The 16212-nt window shown below is 68.3% G+C and carries 16 protein-coding genes; 4 read left to right on the top strand and 12 right to left on the bottom strand.

The features are described from left to right. Positions 1 to 595: 595 nt before the first annotated feature. From ACWDVB_RS21465 to ACWDVB_RS21455, 3 genes are read right to left on the bottom strand one after another with little or no spacing between them, the layout of a single operon-like run. Complete coding sequence (locus ACWDVB_RS21465; RefSeq protein WP_451516264.1) at positions 596 to 802, bottom strand: hypothetical protein; 207 nt, start codon at positions 800 to 802, stop codon at positions 596 to 598. Between the two features lie 46 nt (positions 803 to 848). Next, the gene (locus ACWDVB_RS21460) at positions 849 to 1406 is read right to left on the bottom strand and encodes a DM13 domain-containing protein (RefSeq protein WP_451516282.1); all 558 of its coding nucleotides are present in this window, start codon (positions 1404 to 1406) and stop codon (positions 849 to 851) included. A 44-nt stretch (positions 1407 to 1450) separates the two neighbouring features. Further along, complete coding sequence (locus tag ACWDVB_RS21455) at positions 1451 to 1681, bottom strand: hypothetical protein (protein ID WP_451516263.1); 231 nt, start codon at positions 1679 to 1681, stop codon at positions 1451 to 1453. 204 nt (positions 1682 to 1885) lie between these two features. Between ACWDVB_RS21455 and ACWDVB_RS21450 the strand changes: the two genes are divergently transcribed. Together ACWDVB_RS21450 and ACWDVB_RS21445 are read left to right on the top strand one after the other, a co-directional pair. Then, positions 1886 to 2653 (top strand): response regulator transcription factor, encoded by a 768-nt coding sequence (locus ACWDVB_RS21450; RefSeq protein WP_451516262.1) that lies wholly within the window; start codon positions 1886 to 1888, stop codon positions 2651 to 2653. A 37-nt stretch (positions 2654 to 2690) separates the two neighbouring features. Then, positions 2691 to 3833, top strand: a complete 1143-nt coding sequence (locus ACWDVB_RS21445) for a sensor histidine kinase (protein WP_451516261.1) — start codon at positions 2691 to 2693, stop codon at positions 3831 to 3833. A gap of 145 nt (positions 3834 to 3978) precedes the next feature. Here the strand turns inward: ACWDVB_RS21445 and pssA are convergent, their stop codons facing one another. The 9 genes from pssA to ACWDVB_RS21400 all read right to left on the bottom strand — a co-directional run bounded on the left by pssA (position 3979) and on the right by ACWDVB_RS21400 (position 13420). Next, positions 3979 to 4806: a CDP-diacylglycerol--serine O-phosphatidyltransferase gene (pssA, locus tag ACWDVB_RS21440; protein ID WP_451516260.1), complete on the bottom strand. Its 828-nt coding sequence runs from the start codon at positions 4804 to 4806 to the stop codon at positions 3979 to 3981. Positions 4807 to 4947: 141 nt separating this feature from the next. Beyond that, on the bottom strand, positions 4948 to 5937 hold the full coding sequence (locus ACWDVB_RS21435) for a branched-chain amino acid transaminase (protein ID WP_451516259.1): 990 nt from the start codon (positions 5935 to 5937) through the stop codon (positions 4948 to 4950). Beyond that, positions 5934 to 6605, bottom strand: a complete 672-nt coding sequence (locus ACWDVB_RS21430; RefSeq protein WP_451516258.1) for an HAD family hydrolase — start codon at positions 6603 to 6605, stop codon at positions 5934 to 5936. Before ACWDVB_RS21430 ends, ACWDVB_RS21435 begins: the two co-directional genes overlap by 4 nt. Then, positions 6605 to 7942, bottom strand: coding sequence for a D-arabinono-1,4-lactone oxidase (locus tag ACWDVB_RS21425; protein WP_451516257.1), 1338 nt, complete (start codon positions 7940 to 7942; stop codon positions 6605 to 6607). Before ACWDVB_RS21425 ends, ACWDVB_RS21430 begins: the two co-directional genes overlap by 1 nt. Further along, entirely contained in the window at positions 7939 to 8847 is a 909-nt protein-coding gene (locus tag ACWDVB_RS21420) for an SDR family oxidoreductase (RefSeq protein WP_451516256.1), read from the bottom strand. The genes ACWDVB_RS21425 and ACWDVB_RS21420 overlap by 4 nt, the downstream gene beginning before the upstream one ends. A gap of 10 nt (positions 8848 to 8857) precedes the next feature. Then, a complete protein-coding gene (locus ACWDVB_RS21415; RefSeq protein ID WP_451516255.1) occupies positions 8858 to 9532 on the bottom strand; it encodes an RraA family protein in 675 nt (224 codons plus the stop codon). Positions 9533 to 9578: 46 nt separating this feature from the next. Then, positions 9579 to 11495, bottom strand: a complete 1917-nt coding sequence (locus ACWDVB_RS21410) for a transketolase family protein (RefSeq protein ID WP_451516254.1) — start codon at positions 11493 to 11495, stop codon at positions 9579 to 9581. Positions 11496 to 11550: 55 nt separating this feature from the next. After that, positions 11551 to 12360: an SDR family oxidoreductase gene (locus tag ACWDVB_RS21405; RefSeq protein WP_451516253.1), complete on the bottom strand. Its 810-nt coding sequence runs from the start codon at positions 12358 to 12360 to the stop codon at positions 11551 to 11553. A gap of 7 nt (positions 12361 to 12367) precedes the next feature. Further along, complete coding sequence (locus ACWDVB_RS21400; RefSeq protein WP_451516252.1) at positions 12368 to 13420, bottom strand: N-acetylneuraminate synthase family protein; 1053 nt, start codon at positions 13418 to 13420, stop codon at positions 12368 to 12370. 329 nt (positions 13421 to 13749) lie between these two features. Here ACWDVB_RS21400 and ACWDVB_RS21395 point away from each other — a divergent pair, with 329 nt between their 5' ends. Together ACWDVB_RS21395 and ACWDVB_RS21390 are read left to right on the top strand one after the other, a co-directional pair. Beyond that, positions 13750 to 14955, top strand: coding sequence for an ATP-grasp domain-containing protein (locus ACWDVB_RS21395; RefSeq protein WP_451516251.1), 1206 nt, complete (start codon positions 13750 to 13752; stop codon positions 14953 to 14955). Then, on the top strand, positions 14952 to 16208 hold the full coding sequence (locus ACWDVB_RS21390) for an ATP-binding protein (protein ID WP_451516250.1): 1257 nt from the start codon (positions 14952 to 14954) through the stop codon (positions 16206 to 16208). Before ACWDVB_RS21395 ends, ACWDVB_RS21390 begins: the two co-directional genes overlap by 4 nt. The last annotated feature ends 4 nt before the right edge of the window (positions 16209 to 16212 follow it).

Genomic DNA, 16212 nt, shown 5'->3' with positions numbered 1-16212 from the left:
ACGTGGAACCGAGGCCAGTCCGCATGCAGGCAGGCGTACGCAGAAGGGGACTAGGCCGCACACGGGCCGCCACACGCCCAACCGGGCCAGTCCGCCTGCAAGCGGCTGCACGTGGAACCGAGGCCAGTCCGCATGCAGGCAGGCGTACGCAGAAGGGGACTAGGCCGCACACGGGCCGCCACACGCCCAACCGGGCCAGTCCGCTTGCGGGCAGCCCGCGCGGACCCGGAGCCAGTCCGCTTGCGAGCAGCTGCACCTGGAACCGGACCCGTCCGCTTGCGGGCAGCCGCACACAGAAGCGGGCCGATCCGCACGCGAGCGGCCACGCGTGGAAGCGAACCAGGCCGTATGCGAGCAGCCCCCACGGAACCGGGCCGGTCCGCTGGCAGGCAGCCGCACGCAGAACCGCGCCAAATCACTCGCAGGCGGCTGCGCGCGGAAGTCGAATCCGCTCGCGGGCAGCCGCACGTAGGAGCCGACCGGCCATCGCCACGGCGGCGCCCCGCCGGGCCTAAGCCAGGCGGGGCGGGGCGTCGTCGTGGCGTACCGTACGGCCTGGTCGGTGGCGTGCGGGTCGGCCGACCGGCCGGGGCGCTTACGCTGCCGTGGTCAGGTCATCGGCCCGGGGGGCCTCGGCCTCCGCCGGCTCATCCCCGGCAGCGGCAGTGGGCGACTTGCCGTCCCTGATGAGGACGACGGCGAGTACGGCCGCGGCCAGGACGCCCGCGGCGCCGGCCCAGAAGCTGGCGGGCATCGCCTCGGTGAAGGCCCGGTGGGACGATTCGCCAGTCCGTGTGCTCACGGCCGCGCACGATGCGCCCGGCCGCGACGCGGGCGCTCGAACGAGGTCATACGCGCCTGAGCTCGGCGGCGCCGAAGGAGACGTCGAAGCGGTCGCACCAGATGCTCACGCTGGTGAATCGGTCCAGGTCGAGGCCGTCGGGCAGGGCGTAGTTCTGGTCGCCCTTGTTGCCTTTGAGCTTGCCGAGGCTGTCGTACGCGCCGTCGTCGAAGACGCTCCAGCCCGCCTTGCCCTCCATGACCGGGGCGTCGGTGATCCAGACGTGAAGGTCGGGGCCGTTGCTGGTGTCCAGGTCCTCCAGCCGCAGAGTGCGGGAGCCGTCGGGCAGACGCAGCACCTTGACCGTGCCGGTGGTGCGATGCTCATGGCTGATCAGCTTGCCGGTCGCCAGCGTCCGCGGCTTCCGTGGGGGCGAGGGCGCGGACGTGGGCTCGGAGGCGCCGGGGGAGGGCGATTCGGCTGCCCGTGTACCGCCGGCGACAGGCAGCCCTTCCCGTACGGTCTCGTCCTGCCACGCCTTCCACGGCTGGAACCAGTACAGCCCCGCCCCTACCACCACGATGACAGCGACGATCAGTGCGCCGACGGCCAGCGGCCTGCCCACCGGACGGCGCTTCGAAGTGTCCCCCCGCTTCGGGGCGCTTGCGCTCACGCGGCCTCCCCGCCTTCGACCTGCCGGGCTTCGGCCTGCCGCGCTTCGGCCACCAGCCGCAGCCCGTTGTGCATCGGGACGGGGAGGACACCATCGCGCCACTGGACCCAGTGGACGCGCCCGAAGAAGGCCCACCACGGTCGCCGTACGGCGACGACGATTCCCGCGTTGTCACCTTCTCGGTAGTGGAGGACTTCGTCCCCGACCCGGAACGCGGACTTGCTCATCCGTGGCTCGGCTGCCGCTGCTGGTGATGGTGACGCTGCTGGTGTTAGTGAAGGTGCTGGTGGTGAGAGAGCGTTGGTCACGTCACTCACCTTACGAACTCAATTGGCACATAAGGGACTTCAGGTTCTTACGAAACAGGGACGTCGAGCGTCGGACGGGGTCCGGGCGATACGACCCCCGCCGACCGGTGCGAGGCTGGGCGTATGCAGACATCGCCGCAGGACGCCCCGGGTACCGGGCTCCGTGTGCTCGTCGTGGACGACGATCCGACCGTGGCCGAGGTGGTCACGGGATATCTGACCCGGGCCGGGTACACCGTCGACCGCGCCAATGACGGCCCCGCCGCGCTGGAGTGCGCCACGCGGCACTGGCCCGACCTCGTCGTCCTGGACCTGATGCTGCCCGGCATGGACGGCCTGGAGGTCTGCCGCAGGCTGCGCGCCAGGGGGCCGGTGCCGGTCGTCATGCTCACGGCCCTCGGCGACGAGGACGACCGGATCCTGGGCCTGGAGATAGGCGCCGACGACTACGTCACCAAGCCGTTCAGCCCCCGCGAGCTCGTCCTGCGCGTCGAGTCGGTTCTGCGCCGCAGCCACGCCGGCCGGTCCCCCGATCCCGGCGCACCCCTGCGGGCGGCCGGTCTCTCGGTGGACCCGGTGGCCCGCCGCGCAACGAAGGGCGAGGCCGAACTGGCCCTGACGATTCGCGAGTTCGACCTGCTCACCTTCTTCCTGCGCCACCCGGGCCAGGCGTTCAGCCGGGAGGAGCTGATACGTGAGGTGTGGGGCTGGGAGTTCGGCGACCTGTCCACCGTCACGGTCCACATCCGCCGGCTGCGCGGCAAAGTGGAGGACGACCCGGCCAGGCCGCGGCTCATCCAGACGGTGTGGGGCGTGGGCTACCGCCTCGACGTACCGGATGACGCGTCCGCGAGCCGGTCCGGGCAGCCCATGAAAGCGGACAACCCATGAGACCGGACAAGCCATGAGAGCCGAAGGCTGATCCCCCGTGCTGGACATCCTCCTCATCGCCCTGATCGCCTTCGCCGGCGCGGCATCGGCCGGGCTCCTCGGCGCCCTCGCACTGCGCCTGCTGCGGCACCGCTCGCTCACCTGGTCGCTGACCGTGGTGGCCGCCGTCGCCGTGCTGGCGATGCTGGCCGGGACGCTCCTCGTGGCCTGGGAGATGTTCCTGTCCCGGCACGACCTGAACGTCGTCGCGATCGTCGTGGCGATGGCCGCGGTCGTCTCGCTCGCCACCGCGCTGCTGCTCGGCCGCTGGGTGGTCGCCCGCAGCGAGGCCCTGACCGAGGCGGCCCGCTCCTTCGGTGACGGCGGCAGCTTCGCGGCGCCCGCGCGGCCCACGACCGCGGAACTGGCCGCCCTGACCCGCCAGTTGGAGGCCACCAGCGCCAAGCTCGCCGAGTCCCGCGAGCGCGAACGTGCCCTGGAGGCGTCCCGGCGTGAACTCGTCGCCTGGATCTCCCACGACCTGCGCACGCCTCTCGCCGGCCTGCGTGCCATGTCCGAGGCCCTGGAGGACGGCGTCGCGGCCGACCCCGACCGCTATCTGCGCCAGATCCGCACCGAGGTGGAGCGCCTCAACTCCATGGTCGGCGACCTCTTCGAACTCTCCCGCATCCACGCAGGCGCCCTCACCCTGAGCCCCGCCCGGATCTCCGCCTACGACCTGGTCGGCGACGCCCTCGCCGGAGCGGACCCACTGGCCCGCGAACACGGCGTACGCCTCGTCGGCGACCGCGTCGACGCCGTACCCGTCGAGGTCGACAGCAAAGAGATGAGCCGCGTCCTGGGCAACCTCCTGGTCAACGCGATCCGCCGCACTCCCGCCGACGGCACTGTCGCGGTGGCCGCGCGGCGCTCGAAGGACGGTGTCGTCCTGTCCGTCACCGACGGCTGCGGCGGCATCCCGGAACAGGACCTGTCCCGGGTCTTCGACACCGGCTGGCGGGGCACCCACGCCCGCACGCCCCCGGCCGGAGCGGGCCTCGGCCTGGCCATCGTGCGCGGCATCGTCGAGGCCCACCAGGGACGGACGGCCGTACGCAATGTGGCGGGCGGCTGCTGCTTCGAAGTCACCCTGCCCGAAACGGCGTCCGAGCCCACCAAGGCGGGCTCGGACGCTGCGTAGCAGGTCAGAGGGGGTTTCCCCGTTCCCGCTCTCGGTAGACCGTGTGGGACTCGAACCCACAACCAATGGATTAAAAGTCCTGGAGGGGACTGCCGGCCGGTGCCGGAATCGCGGCCTCGGTCGGACTGCTCCGGACTCCGGCTCGCTACGCCGAGCGCATGTTGCGCGTCGTGTTGATGCGACGCGCCGTGGCGAACAGCGGCAGCAGTGCCGCCAGGGTGAGCTGGAGCGCACAGCCAGTCACCAGAAGGCCCTCAGCCCCGGGGGCATCGGCGGCCCAGGCGACCAGGCAGCCGATGTTGATGGCTGCCCACCCGACCGTGGCGATCGCCATCCTGCCAGTGGGCTTCGGGTACTCCACCCGGCTCACCATGAGCCACGCAACACCAATCACCGCAATGAGGGTGACCGCGAAGGGAAGTTCGAGCAGGACAACCGAAACAACGGTGAGCGCGGCGAACGGGATCGGCATGCCCTGGAACATGCCGTCCTGCATCGCGGCAACGGAGAAGCGGGCCAGGCGCAGCAATCCGGCCAAAAGTACGGCAACCGCGCCAACGACGGCCAGGCCCAAGTGCGAGCCCTCGCTCACGAGCCCCCACACCATCACGAAATAGGCGGGCGCGAGACCGAAGCTGATCAGGTCCGAGAGGTTGTCGAGCTCCGCTCCCATTCCGGAACTGCGGAACCTCCGCGCGACCAGACCGTCACACAGGTCGAAGAGCGAAGCCATGAGGATGAGCATGACGGCCGTGGCGGCACCTTGCCGCAGCGTGCCCTGAGCCTGGCCGTCAGTGAGGTAGGGGACCAAGACAGTCGTGGTGATGAAGTAGATCGAGGAGAACCCACAGACCGCATTGCCCAGTGTCAGTACATCGGCGGCCGACAGTCTCGAAGGAGATGGCTGCCGCGCCGCGTCCTGAGGTGTTTCCTCGGCCCAAGGCACTGAAATCTCAGTATCGGTCGTGGTCAAAGCACTCTCTCCTACGCGCGTGTGGGTGGCTGTCGGTCGCCGGTGGCGAGCATCATCGCAGCACAGTGCCGGGATCGACAGCCGGGGCGGATACTGCGCTCGAACGTGAGCCGAGAAGCGGCGTCCGCCCCCGAGGGACGATCAGAAGGGGATCTCGGTCAACCAGTCTGCATGCTCCGGGGATTCGCCCCTCACCACGGAGCCGTACGCACCTTCCAACGCACGTGTCACAGGACCGGTGGCGCCCTCCCCCACCTTGAGGCCATCCACCCAGGTCACTGGCAGGATCTCCCACCCGGTGCCCATGAAGAACACCTCGTCCGCCAGATAGAGCTCGGTACGATCGACATCACGCTCGACGACCGTGTGCCCCAGTTCGCGCAGCAGAGTGATCGAGGTCTCGCGGGTCAGACTCTCCAGGATTCCACTGGTGGTGGAAGGAGTTGAGACCACCCCATCGCGGACGATGGCAATGCAGGCACCCGGCCCTTCGCTGACCTTCCCGCGCTCGTTCAGGAGGATCGGCCAGTCATGGCCGTTCTCGCGCGCTTCGATCATGGCGAGCCGACCGTTGTGGTAGTTCGAGAATGCCTTGACCCGCGGCGGCATGGACGCCTCATTGATACGAGTCCAGGAACTCACCGCCGCGCGGCAGCCGCGCTCGGCGCCGAGACCGCTTTGAAACGTCCAGCTGTCCACGATGAGTTCGCACGTTACGCCCGCCGGCACCATCTGCTCCTGGACGATGCCGGCTGGGAACGCCCAGGGCCGCAAATAGACGTCCTCGCGGTACGCGTTGGCGCGCAGGACCTCGATGACGGCGTCGCGCAGCGTCTCGAATCCGTACGGGATCTCCAGCCTGACGATCCGCGCGGACTCGTACAGGCGCCTGAGGTGCTCCTCGAGACGGAAGACCAGCAGCCGGGTCCCATCGTGCGACACATACGCCTTTATGCCCTCGAAGACCGAGGCGACCGACGCGTGTCCCACGGCGTTGACGTGGATGTTCGCGTCCGCCCAGGGGACCAGTGCCCCACTGCGCCACAGCCAGTCGGGCCGGGCGCGGTCGTCACGCACCAGCGAGTCCATGATCGACATGGCGGTAGCATCGAGCTCTTGTTCCGTCGTCATGCGGATGTCACCTTCGCTGTCATACTCGGAACGTCGAACCGTTCCAGCTGTTCAAGGCTGTCGAGGACCAGGTCGGCCGCCGTCAGCGCGGCGCGCGTGCCCCGCGCCCCGGGTACCGCCACACACGTCAGCCCGGCGGCCTTGGCTGCGGCGACGCCGATGGGCGAGTCCTCAAAGGCGAGGCTCGTGTCCGGTCCTGCGCCCAGCAGTTCGAGCGCACGCAGATAGAGATCCGGGGCGGGTTTACGGGCCTGGACCTGCTCGCCCGTGACTACCGCGGTGAACCGGTCGAGCACTTGCAGCCGCTCGAGATGACCGAGCACCCAGTCCTGGTGGGAGCTGGAGACCACCGCGCACCGGATCCCCCGGTGCGCGGCGCTGTCCAGCAACTGGGCCACCCCGGGCCGCAGGGGTTCGGCATCCGCGAGCCGGGCCTTCTCCCGGCGCCGCTCCGCCAGTTCACCGGCGGACAGGTCTCGGCCGAGCCGGCCGGCCAGGTCCTGCGCGGCGTACGACTCCCCGGTTGCCCGGCCCGCCATCGCCCCCCAGACGTCAGGGGGAAAGACCTGGCCGTGCCGGTCGTAGAGCAGCTCCCACGACTGGTGCGCGGCGCGTTCCGTGTCGCAGACAAGCCCGTCGAAGTCCAGCAGGAACGTGTCCGTGGTCATCAGCGTGCGTCACGCGCGCCGCCGAGCACACGCCTGAGGTAGTCGCTGGTGAACATGGCGTCGGGGTCGAGCTCGGCCCGGATGTCCTGGAATGCCTTCCAGCCGGGGTAGAGGTCGGCGACCGTCTCTGCCGTCGCGGTGTGCGCCTTGCCCCAGTGCGGCCGACCGTCGTGCTCCTGCAAGGCCGCCTCGAAGACGCGCAGCAGTTCGGTGTAGCCGACGGTCCGCGGGACAGTGATGTTCACATAGGCCGTCGTACGCCCCTGAGCCGGGCTGAGCAGGAAGTCGTCACCCGCACCGAAACGCACGGTGATCGAGTACGGCGTGCGCAGTCCGAAGCGCTTGACGTCCTCGTGCACGAAGCGCACCGCGTCCGTGGCCCGCGTCAGCGGCAGGGCGTACTCCAGGGAGAGGAACTTGACTGGTTGCGGGAACGTGAAGGCGTTGTAGCTGACGTCGACGTAGTCGGCCGGGCCGGAGCTGCCGCCCAGTTGAGCCGTCATGATCCGCTGTATGGCCCGCTGGTCGATCCGGCCCGCCAGGCCCGCTGTGGCGCAGCGGACCTCGCCGAGAGTGTTGGCCCGGCGGCGGCGCGCAGCGTCGGGGGAGGGCTGGTCGTCCGTGGGCTCGAGCTTCAGCGTCGAGGCGTTGTCGCTCCAGCCCTTGAGGGAGAAGGTGGCGTGCTCCGCGCTTCCGGCGTACGCCTCGATGTCCTCAAGAATGCCGTCCAGCGGCTGGCTGCCCTCAGTCACCCGGAGGTTGAACTTGGGAACACAGCGCAGGGTGACGGTGGAAATGACGCCCAGCGCACCGAGTGAGGTCACCGCGGCCCGGAACAGCTCCGGGTCCTTCTCGGGGCTGCACTCACGGACGCTGCCGTCGGCGGTTACCAGCGTCAGCGCCAGTACGTGCCCCGAGAAGGGACGGTGCTGCAGCCCGCTGCCGTGGTTGCCCGTGGAGATGGCCCCCGCGATGGTCTGCTCCTCCAGCGTGCCCATGTTGGCCAGCGCCAGACCGGCCTTGTCCAAGGCCCAGTTGAGTTCCCGGAGCAGGGTGCCGCCGCGCACCGTCACCGAGGGAGCCGCGGGGTCGAGGGCCACGACGCCGGTGTAGCCGGTCAGGTCGAGCAGTACTCCGCTGGTGGTGGCGATGGGGTTGAAAGAGTGTCCCGTCCCGGCCGCCCGCAGCGTCAGACCGCGCTGCGCCGCATACTGGACGGCGTCGACTATGTCGCCCTCGTCGCTCGCGCGGACCAGCCGGTGGGGTGTGCACTGGGCGGATCCAGCCCAGTTTCTCCACGAAGTCGTGTTGTGGGCACGCCCGTTGCGCAAACTCATCGGGTGGTCCTTTCCGCAGTGGTCTGGCCGTGCAGCACGGCACAGTGCCGATCGACGGCGTCCTGCCAGCCGGGCATGGTGAAGCCGAGGCCGGCGAGCCGGTCAGTGTTGAAGGCAGAGGTCTTCGGCCTGCCGCCGACGAACTCGCAGTCGTCGAAGGAGATCGCGGTCGGCGGGTGGTCCGCGTTGAGCTTGGGGTCGTACTGCATCAGCGCGTACGCCCCGAGTTCGTACCGAGTCGCCCATCCCTTGTTGGCGGCGTGCACGATGCCGGTGGGGAACGTGTCGCGCGTGATCAAGTGGATGATCGCGCGGGCCAGGTCCACCGTGTAAGTCGGTCGACTGTACTGGTCGTCGATCAGCTCCTGCTGCTCGCCGCGTTCGGCCGCCCTGATGGTGGCCAGTACGTCGTCGTTGTTCTCGGCAGCGCCGCCGAACAGCCAGGACGTACGGACGACCAGGTGTTCCGGCACGTGGGCGGCGATCTGCTCACCCACCAGCTTGGTCAGCCCGTACACGCTGAGCGGGTTGGGGACGTCCGTCTCCCGGTAGCCCTCCGCGGGGGCGGACACACCGTCGAAGACGTAGTCGCTGGAGATGTAGACCATCTTGCTGCCGGTGCTGCGGCAGGCTTCGGCCACTTGGTGAACGCCCGAGACGTTGACGCGCAGGGCAAGACCCGGGTCAGTCTCACAGGGGGCCACGATGGAGATGGCAGCCAGGTGCAGGACGATGTCCGGGCGGAAGCTCTCGACCGAGTCCAGGACCGCCGCTTCGTCAGCGATGTCGAAGTCGGTGACCGAGACGCCCTTGACGGCCCATTCGGCGGTGCGGGGGTCGGCGCTCAGCTCCTTCGACAGGGCCTTGCCGAGGCTGCCGTCGGCACCAGTGATGTAGAGACGCATCGTCTTCTCCTCAGAGGTTGCCGAACTCGGCCCGCAGGTCCGCGGCGGTCGCACCAGAGCTGATGCGGTCGCGGATCTCGTTCTCACGGGCCGCCACACCGCGGGCGTTGTCCAGGACGTCCTTGGCGCTCGCGGACGGCACGGTGGCCACGCCGTTCTCGTCGGCCACGACTATGTCGCCGGGGAAGATGACCTGGCCACCGACCGACACGGGGACGTTCACCTGGACCGGCTCGATGCGGTCGTGGACCGCGCCAGGCGACTGCCGCGGTGAGGTGGTGCGGTACCAGAGGGGGAAGCCAATGTCGCGGATCTCGTCGACGTCGCGGGCAGCGCCGTCGATGATCGCCCCGGCCACACCGAACTTGTGGGAGACCGTCGCGGTGAGTCCGCCCCACATGGCGGTGGTGGCCAACCCGTGGCAGGCCATGATGATGACGTCACCGGGCTGGGCCCGGGACAGGATCGGAAGGGTGTTGACCCAGTCGTCGATCGAGAGGTTGATGGTGAACGCGGGCCCAGCGATCTTCTGGTCGTGGCGAATCACCTGAAATCCGCCGATGGCGCCGGCGCGACGCTGGGCGTCGGTCACGACACAGCTGGGGCTGTACTCGGCGAGCAACTCCCGGAAGCCGTCGACGATGTCCTGCGGGGGCCGCTGCAGCTCGTTGTACACAGTGTCCATGGTGTTGTTTCCTCTTCTAGTGATGGGGCGGTGCGCGGTCGGCCAGTCAGCGGTGGCCGGTAGGGCGGACGCGCTGCTGGAAACGCCCGGCAAGCCGCTGCGCGCTGAGTCCGTGGGCGTCGAGGACCTCTGCCTCGGTGCCGCACTTGGGTATTTCGGTCAGGCCGATGCCGGTGAAGGCCGGGGTCCCCTCGCCGCCGAGCTCCAGGAGGGCGCGGGCGATCAGGTCCGCCTGACCGCCGTGGGTGTAGTGGTTCTCGACCACAAAAAGCTCGTCGGCTCCGGCTGCCACGCCCGCGAGCCAGTCGGAGTCGACCCGGTTCAGCCAGGGCAGGGCGATCACGGTGAGGTCGACGCCCGCCTCGGTCAACAACTGCGCTGCGCCGAGGAGTTGCGTCAGGATGATGGGCCCGGAACCGATGGCCACGGTTCTGCCACCGGGGCGTACGACACGGCCGCGTCCGACCGCCAGCGGCTCGGCTCCGAGCGCCTCGGCGGCCGCGGAGACCGGCGTGCTGACAAGCCGCAGATACGTGCTCGTCTCTGCGTCGGCGCAGTAGTCGACGGCTGCCTCGGTCTCGGCGGAGTTGGCGGGCTCCAGCACGACCAGACCGGGAATGGAGCCCACTGCGCTGATGTCCCGCACCGCCTGGTGGGAGTGGCCCGGCGCGGCTGGGATCAGTCCGGCCAGGGAGCCCACGTAGACGATCTTCCGGTGCTCCGACGCATTGGTGTACATCTGCTCGTTCGGGCGGGCATGGAGGAAGCAGGAGAAGGAGTGCACGAAGGGCAGCAGGCCGCGCGAGGCGAGACCGCCGGCCATCGAGACCATGTCCTGTTCCGCGATGCCGCACTCGATGAAGCGCTGCGGCAGCGCCTCCGAGAACGGGATCAGGCCGGTGTCGAGCACCAGATCCGCGTCCAGGGCGACGATCCGCTCATCGGTGCGAGCGCGGTCCAGGAGGGCCCGGCCGTACACCTGCGGGAGCTGCGGGCCCGAAGGCTTGACCGGCAGGTCCACATCGGCACGGGACAGCATGACCGGGGCCAGACCGTGCCGGCCGAGCAGCGCGTTGAGCGACGCGACCATTTCCTGGTGTGCGTCGAGGTAATCCTCATGGGACGGGGCACCGCTGTGGAAGCGGTAGCGCCACTCGCCCTCGGCCATCGATGTGGCTGCGAAGGTGGTAGCACCCGCGCCCTTCACCGTGTCGGCGATAACCACGGCGGGCATCCCGGCGTGCTCCTTTTCGCGGAGCCGGAACGCTTGGTCCAGCTCCTGCGCCGAGTTGCCGTCGCAGCGCAGTACGCCCCAGCCGAAGGATCGGAACTTCGCCTCCAGGTCGCCCAGATCGCTCACATCGGCGACCCAGGTGTCGGACTGGATCTTATTGTGGTCGACGATGACGGTCAGTTCACCCATGGAGTGGTGGACCGCCCCCGCCAGGGCCTCCCAGTTCTGGCCCTCCTGCAGCTCTCCGTCGCCGGTGAGGACATAGACGCGACGGCTCGCACCGGACAGCCGGTCAGCGAGGATCATCCCCTTGGCGCGGGAGATGCCCATGCCGAGGGAACCCGTGTTGGCGTGCATGTGCGGGATGCTCACGTCAGGGTGCCCGGGAAGCCCATCCAGCCGGCGTAGCTGATGAAGCTTCTCCTGCGGCAGTGCGCCGAGGCCGATCAGTGCAGCGTAGAGCCCGGGAGCGTCGTGGCCCTTGGACGAGAAATAGATGTCTCCGTCGGGCGTGCAGGGCGACCGCATCTCCTGCAACAGCAGCCAGGCGACCGTGTCGGCGGCGCTGAAGCTGGACCCGAGGTGTCCGGAGCCGGCGCGCATGATGCTGTACAGGGTGTTGATACGGGAGGCATCGGCGAAGGCTCGACTGCGATCGTGCGTGTCGTCGATGCCGTCAAGGATGCGGGTGAACTCGTCGGCGGGCAGCCAGGCGAGAGAGACGTTCATGGATTCTCCAGAAGTACGTACGGCGGACCGGTTCTCACCAGCAGCGGACTGGGTCTCACCAGCAGACGTAGCCGCCATCGACCAGCAGCTCGGTGCCGGTCACATAGCTGCTCATGTCCGAGGCGAGGAAGAGCAGCGGCCCGGTCAGGTCGGTGGCCTCGGCCATCCGCCGCAGCGGAACGCGGTCGCTGAACTTGCCGCGGAAGTGCGCGTCCTGTCCGCCCAGCACTCCACCGGGAGACAGCGTGTTGACGCGTACGCCCTGAGGCCCCCACAGCGCTGCGAGATAGCGGGTGAGCGCGGCGGCGCCTGCCTTGGACATGCCGTAGGCGGGCGGCTTGAGGAACGGCGGATCCTGCGGCAGGTGCTCGTACAGACGGGGATCCGGCGCCATGCTGCCGTACAGCGAACCGATGTTGATGATGGAGCCCGCTCCCTTGCGGGCCATCTCCGAACCGAACACCTGGCACACCCTGAGCACCCCGAGCGCGTTGACGTTCAGGACTGCTTCGGAGACCTCGGCTGGAATTTCGCCGAAGAGCCAGCTCCCGCCGACGGCGGTCGGAGGCTGGTCAATGCCTGCATTGTTGACGAGAACCGTGGGGCAGCCCGCCGCTGCCAGGCACGAGTCCAGTGCTGTGCGCAGGCTGTCGGTGTCCGTGACATCAGCTTCGAGGAGATGGAAGCGGCCCTTGGGATGACAGGCGATCACACCCTCGAAGCTCTCCGGGACTTCGACGGTTCGGTCGATGCCGATCACGGTGGCGCCCGCGCCGAGGAGCGCGTCCGTCCATATCCCACCCAGGCGGCCGAGGACCCCGGTCACTACCGCGACCTGTCCCGTCAGGTCGGTCTGTGCGCTCATACGGGGCTCACCCGAGGTCGGCGAAGTGGATCGCGTCATCGGCGGCCAGCGCGGTGGGCAGCGGACGGCCGATCACCTCGTCGATCAGGTAGGGACGCAGGCCGTCGCCGCCGGGGGACTTGATGGCGATGTCCTCGATCGTGAGGACGTGCCCGGGGCTCAAGTCGCGGGCGGCGACGAGCTTCTTGGCCATCTTGCGCAGGGCAGGGGCCTCGACGGGAAGCTGACGCTTCTCGGGGCTGCCCAGAGATGAACGGGTCCGCTCCAGGCTATCCACCAGCTCCCGCAGGTGGCTTGCCTCGAGCGAGAAGTGGTGGTCACTGCCCGGCAGGGTGCGGTCCAGGGTGACGTGCTTCTCGACGACTCGCGCGCCCAACGTGTAGGCGATCACGCTCGATTCGATCTCGACGTCGTGGCCCGACAGACCCACCACCACGTGCGGAAACTCCTCGCGGTAGGTGCTGACCACGGAGAGGTTCAGCACGTCGGGGGTGGCGGGGTACGCAGCAGTGCACTGGAGCAGCGCGAGCTGGTCATTGAGCGGGGCGACCGTGTCGACGGCCCGGCGGACCTCCTCCATGTCCGCGCCACCGGTGCTCACGATGAGGGGAATGCCCGTCTTGGCGGCGTAGGCCAGCAGCGGGGTATTGGTCAGATCGCCGGAAGCGATCTTAATGGCGGGGACGTTGAGCTCCGCAAGGAAGTCCACACTCGGGAAGTCAAAAGCAGTCGAAAAGAAGTCGATTCCCAACTCGCCCGCCAGTTCGGCGAGTTGACGGTACTCACCGGCACCGAACTCCACAGCCTCACGGTGTTCACCGTAGGTTGCCCCGAAGCTGTTCCGGCCCGTGTAGGGCTCGTTGTACATGGCCTTGGTGAAGAGGGCCTTGTTGTCACGCTTCTGCAGCTTCGCTGCGTCCGCACCGGATTCCGCAGCCATACGGATCAGGTCGGCCGCCTTCTCCAAATCACCGCCATGATTGTGCCCGATCTCGGCTATGACATAGGCGGGCGAGCTATCAGCGATGACTGAGTTGCCAATGGTGACATTGCGGGGCATGCGCGGTTGCTCCCTTGCTTGCGTGATACCTCGAGAGCAGAACCGCAAATAGCACGCATATCACCCCCGAGTGATTGACTGGCCGAACGCTAGCATGTTCTGATCATCCCGGCACTAGTTTCCTTCACCCCAATTCCCGTCCAGGCACGGCTTATTGGCAGTGATTGCACTTGATGTCCAAGTTGATCGCGAATGGTGGTTCAGGCGACCAACGCTGCCTCTCGCGCCCGCCGGTGGGGCACACCCGTCCAGCAATTGAGGAAAACGAGACTGTGAGCATTCTCCTTCTGCACACGCGAAATCTCAGCCGACGTAAGCATCTGGCTCGGGTGCGGGACTACGCCAGGGAGCACGGCGAGCGTCTCTTGATGGTGATGAAAGACGCCACCTGGGAGAGCTCTTATGTCGATCGCGTAGTGTCCGCGGACACCACCAGTATTGAAGAGACGGTCGCCGCGGTTCGAGCACTGGTTGCGGAGGAAGGGGAACCCGTAAGCGGCATTGTTACTTTCGTCGAGCAGAGTGTGCCCGCGGCGGCTGCCGTGGCCGCAGAACTCGGTCTGCCATCCATTGGCGAGAAGGCGGCATATCTCGCGCGTGACAAGTACGCCATGCGCTCCGCATTTGGAGAGGCCGGTCTTACCCAGCCCGGATTCCAGCTCGCCACGACCGTGGACGCCGCCGTCGAGGGTGCCGCGAAGCTCAGCTACCCCCTTGTCCTGAAGCCGTTGATCGGGGGCGGGAGCAAGTACGTACGCCGAGTGGACAGCGATACCGAGCTGGCCGAACACTTCGAACCCCTACAGCGAGGTGCCTGGACCGGCTTCATCCACGACCCGCTGCACACCCGTACCCGCGAGGAGTACGGCGAGGCTCTGCTCCTCGAAGCGTACGTGCCGGGCGCCGAGATCAGCGTCGAGTCGATCGTCGTCGCCGGCGAGACCCAGATCGTGGCCATCCACGACAAGCCGCTCCCGATGGAGGGCCCCTTCTTCGAAGAGGTCTACTACACGACCCCGACCCAGCTCCCCGCCGAACTCGTGAAGCGGATCACCGCAGCGGTCGAGGCCGCCCACGGGGCACTCGGAATCACTACCGGTGCCACCCACACGGAGTTCCGGATCACCGCGGACGGTGATCCCTACATCCTCGAGACGGCGGCCCGCCTGGGCGGCGGGCCCGTCTATCAGTCCGTCCTTCTGAGTACGGGCATCGATATGGTCGAGGCCCTGCTCGACGTCGCAACCGGCCGTGCGCCACGCCTGGCCCCGCCGAACGCGCCGAAGCCCACGGGCTTCTACCTCTTCTTCGCCGAGCGGGCGGGCGAGCTGGTCGGGGTGGCCGGCCTCGACAAGGTCGAGTCCGACGCCCGGGTCAGCGAGATCATGCTTTACGGCAACCCCGGCGACCAGGTTCTCGTGCCGCCGCACGCCTCGGCGGCGCATGGACACGTGCTCTTCTCGGCCGCCACCGGCGAGGCCGTCGACGAGGGATTCCACTCGTTTCGAGACGCCATCGCCGTGGAGGTCCGATGAGGTACCTGATCCTCAACCGGACTCCGCTCACCGGGCGCCGCTTCCCGGACTGGCTCGGCGCCGACCACGAGTCCGTCCTGCTGACCGACGCGGCGGCCGTCTCATCCGAACCGCAGGAGCGTTCGGCACAGCTCGCCGGATACGCGCATGTGGAGGTCGTCGACGACTTCCACTTCAATCCCCTGGTGGAGAGCCAGGCCCTCACACTGCATCAGAAATGGGGCTTCGACCGCGTCGTCGCGCTGTCGGAGTTCGACATTCTCAGGGCCGCGCGGCTGCGTGAGCTGTTCGCAGTACCGGGGCAGGACGTCACGAGCGCGACCGCCTTCCGCGACAAACTCGTGATGAAACGCATACTTTTGGCGGCCGGCATTCCGCTCGCCTCCTACGCACCTGTCGCGAACCTCGCCAACCTGCTCGGATTCATCGAGGAGGTCGGCTACCCCGTCGTCGTCAAGCCCCGACGCGGTGGCGGCTCCATGGATGTGCACGTACTGCACGACGGGCAGGACGTCGAATCCCTGCTCGCCACCCACCGGGACCTGGGCACCGACGATGGCGCCCAGCTGCTCGCCGAGCAGTACCTGGAGCACGAGCTCCTGCACGTCGACGGCATCGTCGTCGCCGGGAAGACCCGGCTCATGTGGCCCTCGACCCAGGGCGACAGCACCTGTCTGGACATCAAGGGCGGGCGGGCGCTGCACAGCTGCCTGCTAGACGAGGACGATCCCCTCCTGGAGCCCGCGCGTGACCTCACCCGTCGGGCCCTGGCCGCGCTTCCCACTCCAGACACCTTCATGTTCCACGCCGAAGCCTTCCGCACCCCGGACGGGCATCTGGTGTTCAACGAGGTCGCCAGCCGCATGGGCGGCGGGATGATCGAGAACGTACTGCAGCTCGGCTTCGGCATCACACTGCCCGAGGTCTACGTCCGGTCCCTCAGCAGCAACGAGCCGCCCCTGATTCCGGCCGTACCGGAGCGGATTGCCGGTCTCTCGCTGTTCCCACCGCGGGCCGGCACCCTGGTGGAGATTCCTGCGGAGTGCCCAATACCCGGAATCGCCGCGTACCGGAAGCACGCCGAGCCGGGCACCGTCCTCCAGCTCGCCCAGCTGAGCGTGGAGAAGATCGGTTCCGTGCTCGCCACCGGCGGTTCACGCAACGAGGTCGAGACTGCGCTGGCCGCGGCCGCGGCATGGTTCGAGCGGACCACCGTCATCCGAACCGAAACCGGGCGGGCCGGCCCTTCATGAGGGA

This window comes from Streptomyces sp. NPDC003379, from assembly GCF_053589195.1.
This window is presented reverse-complemented; position numbering and strand designations above follow the sequence as displayed.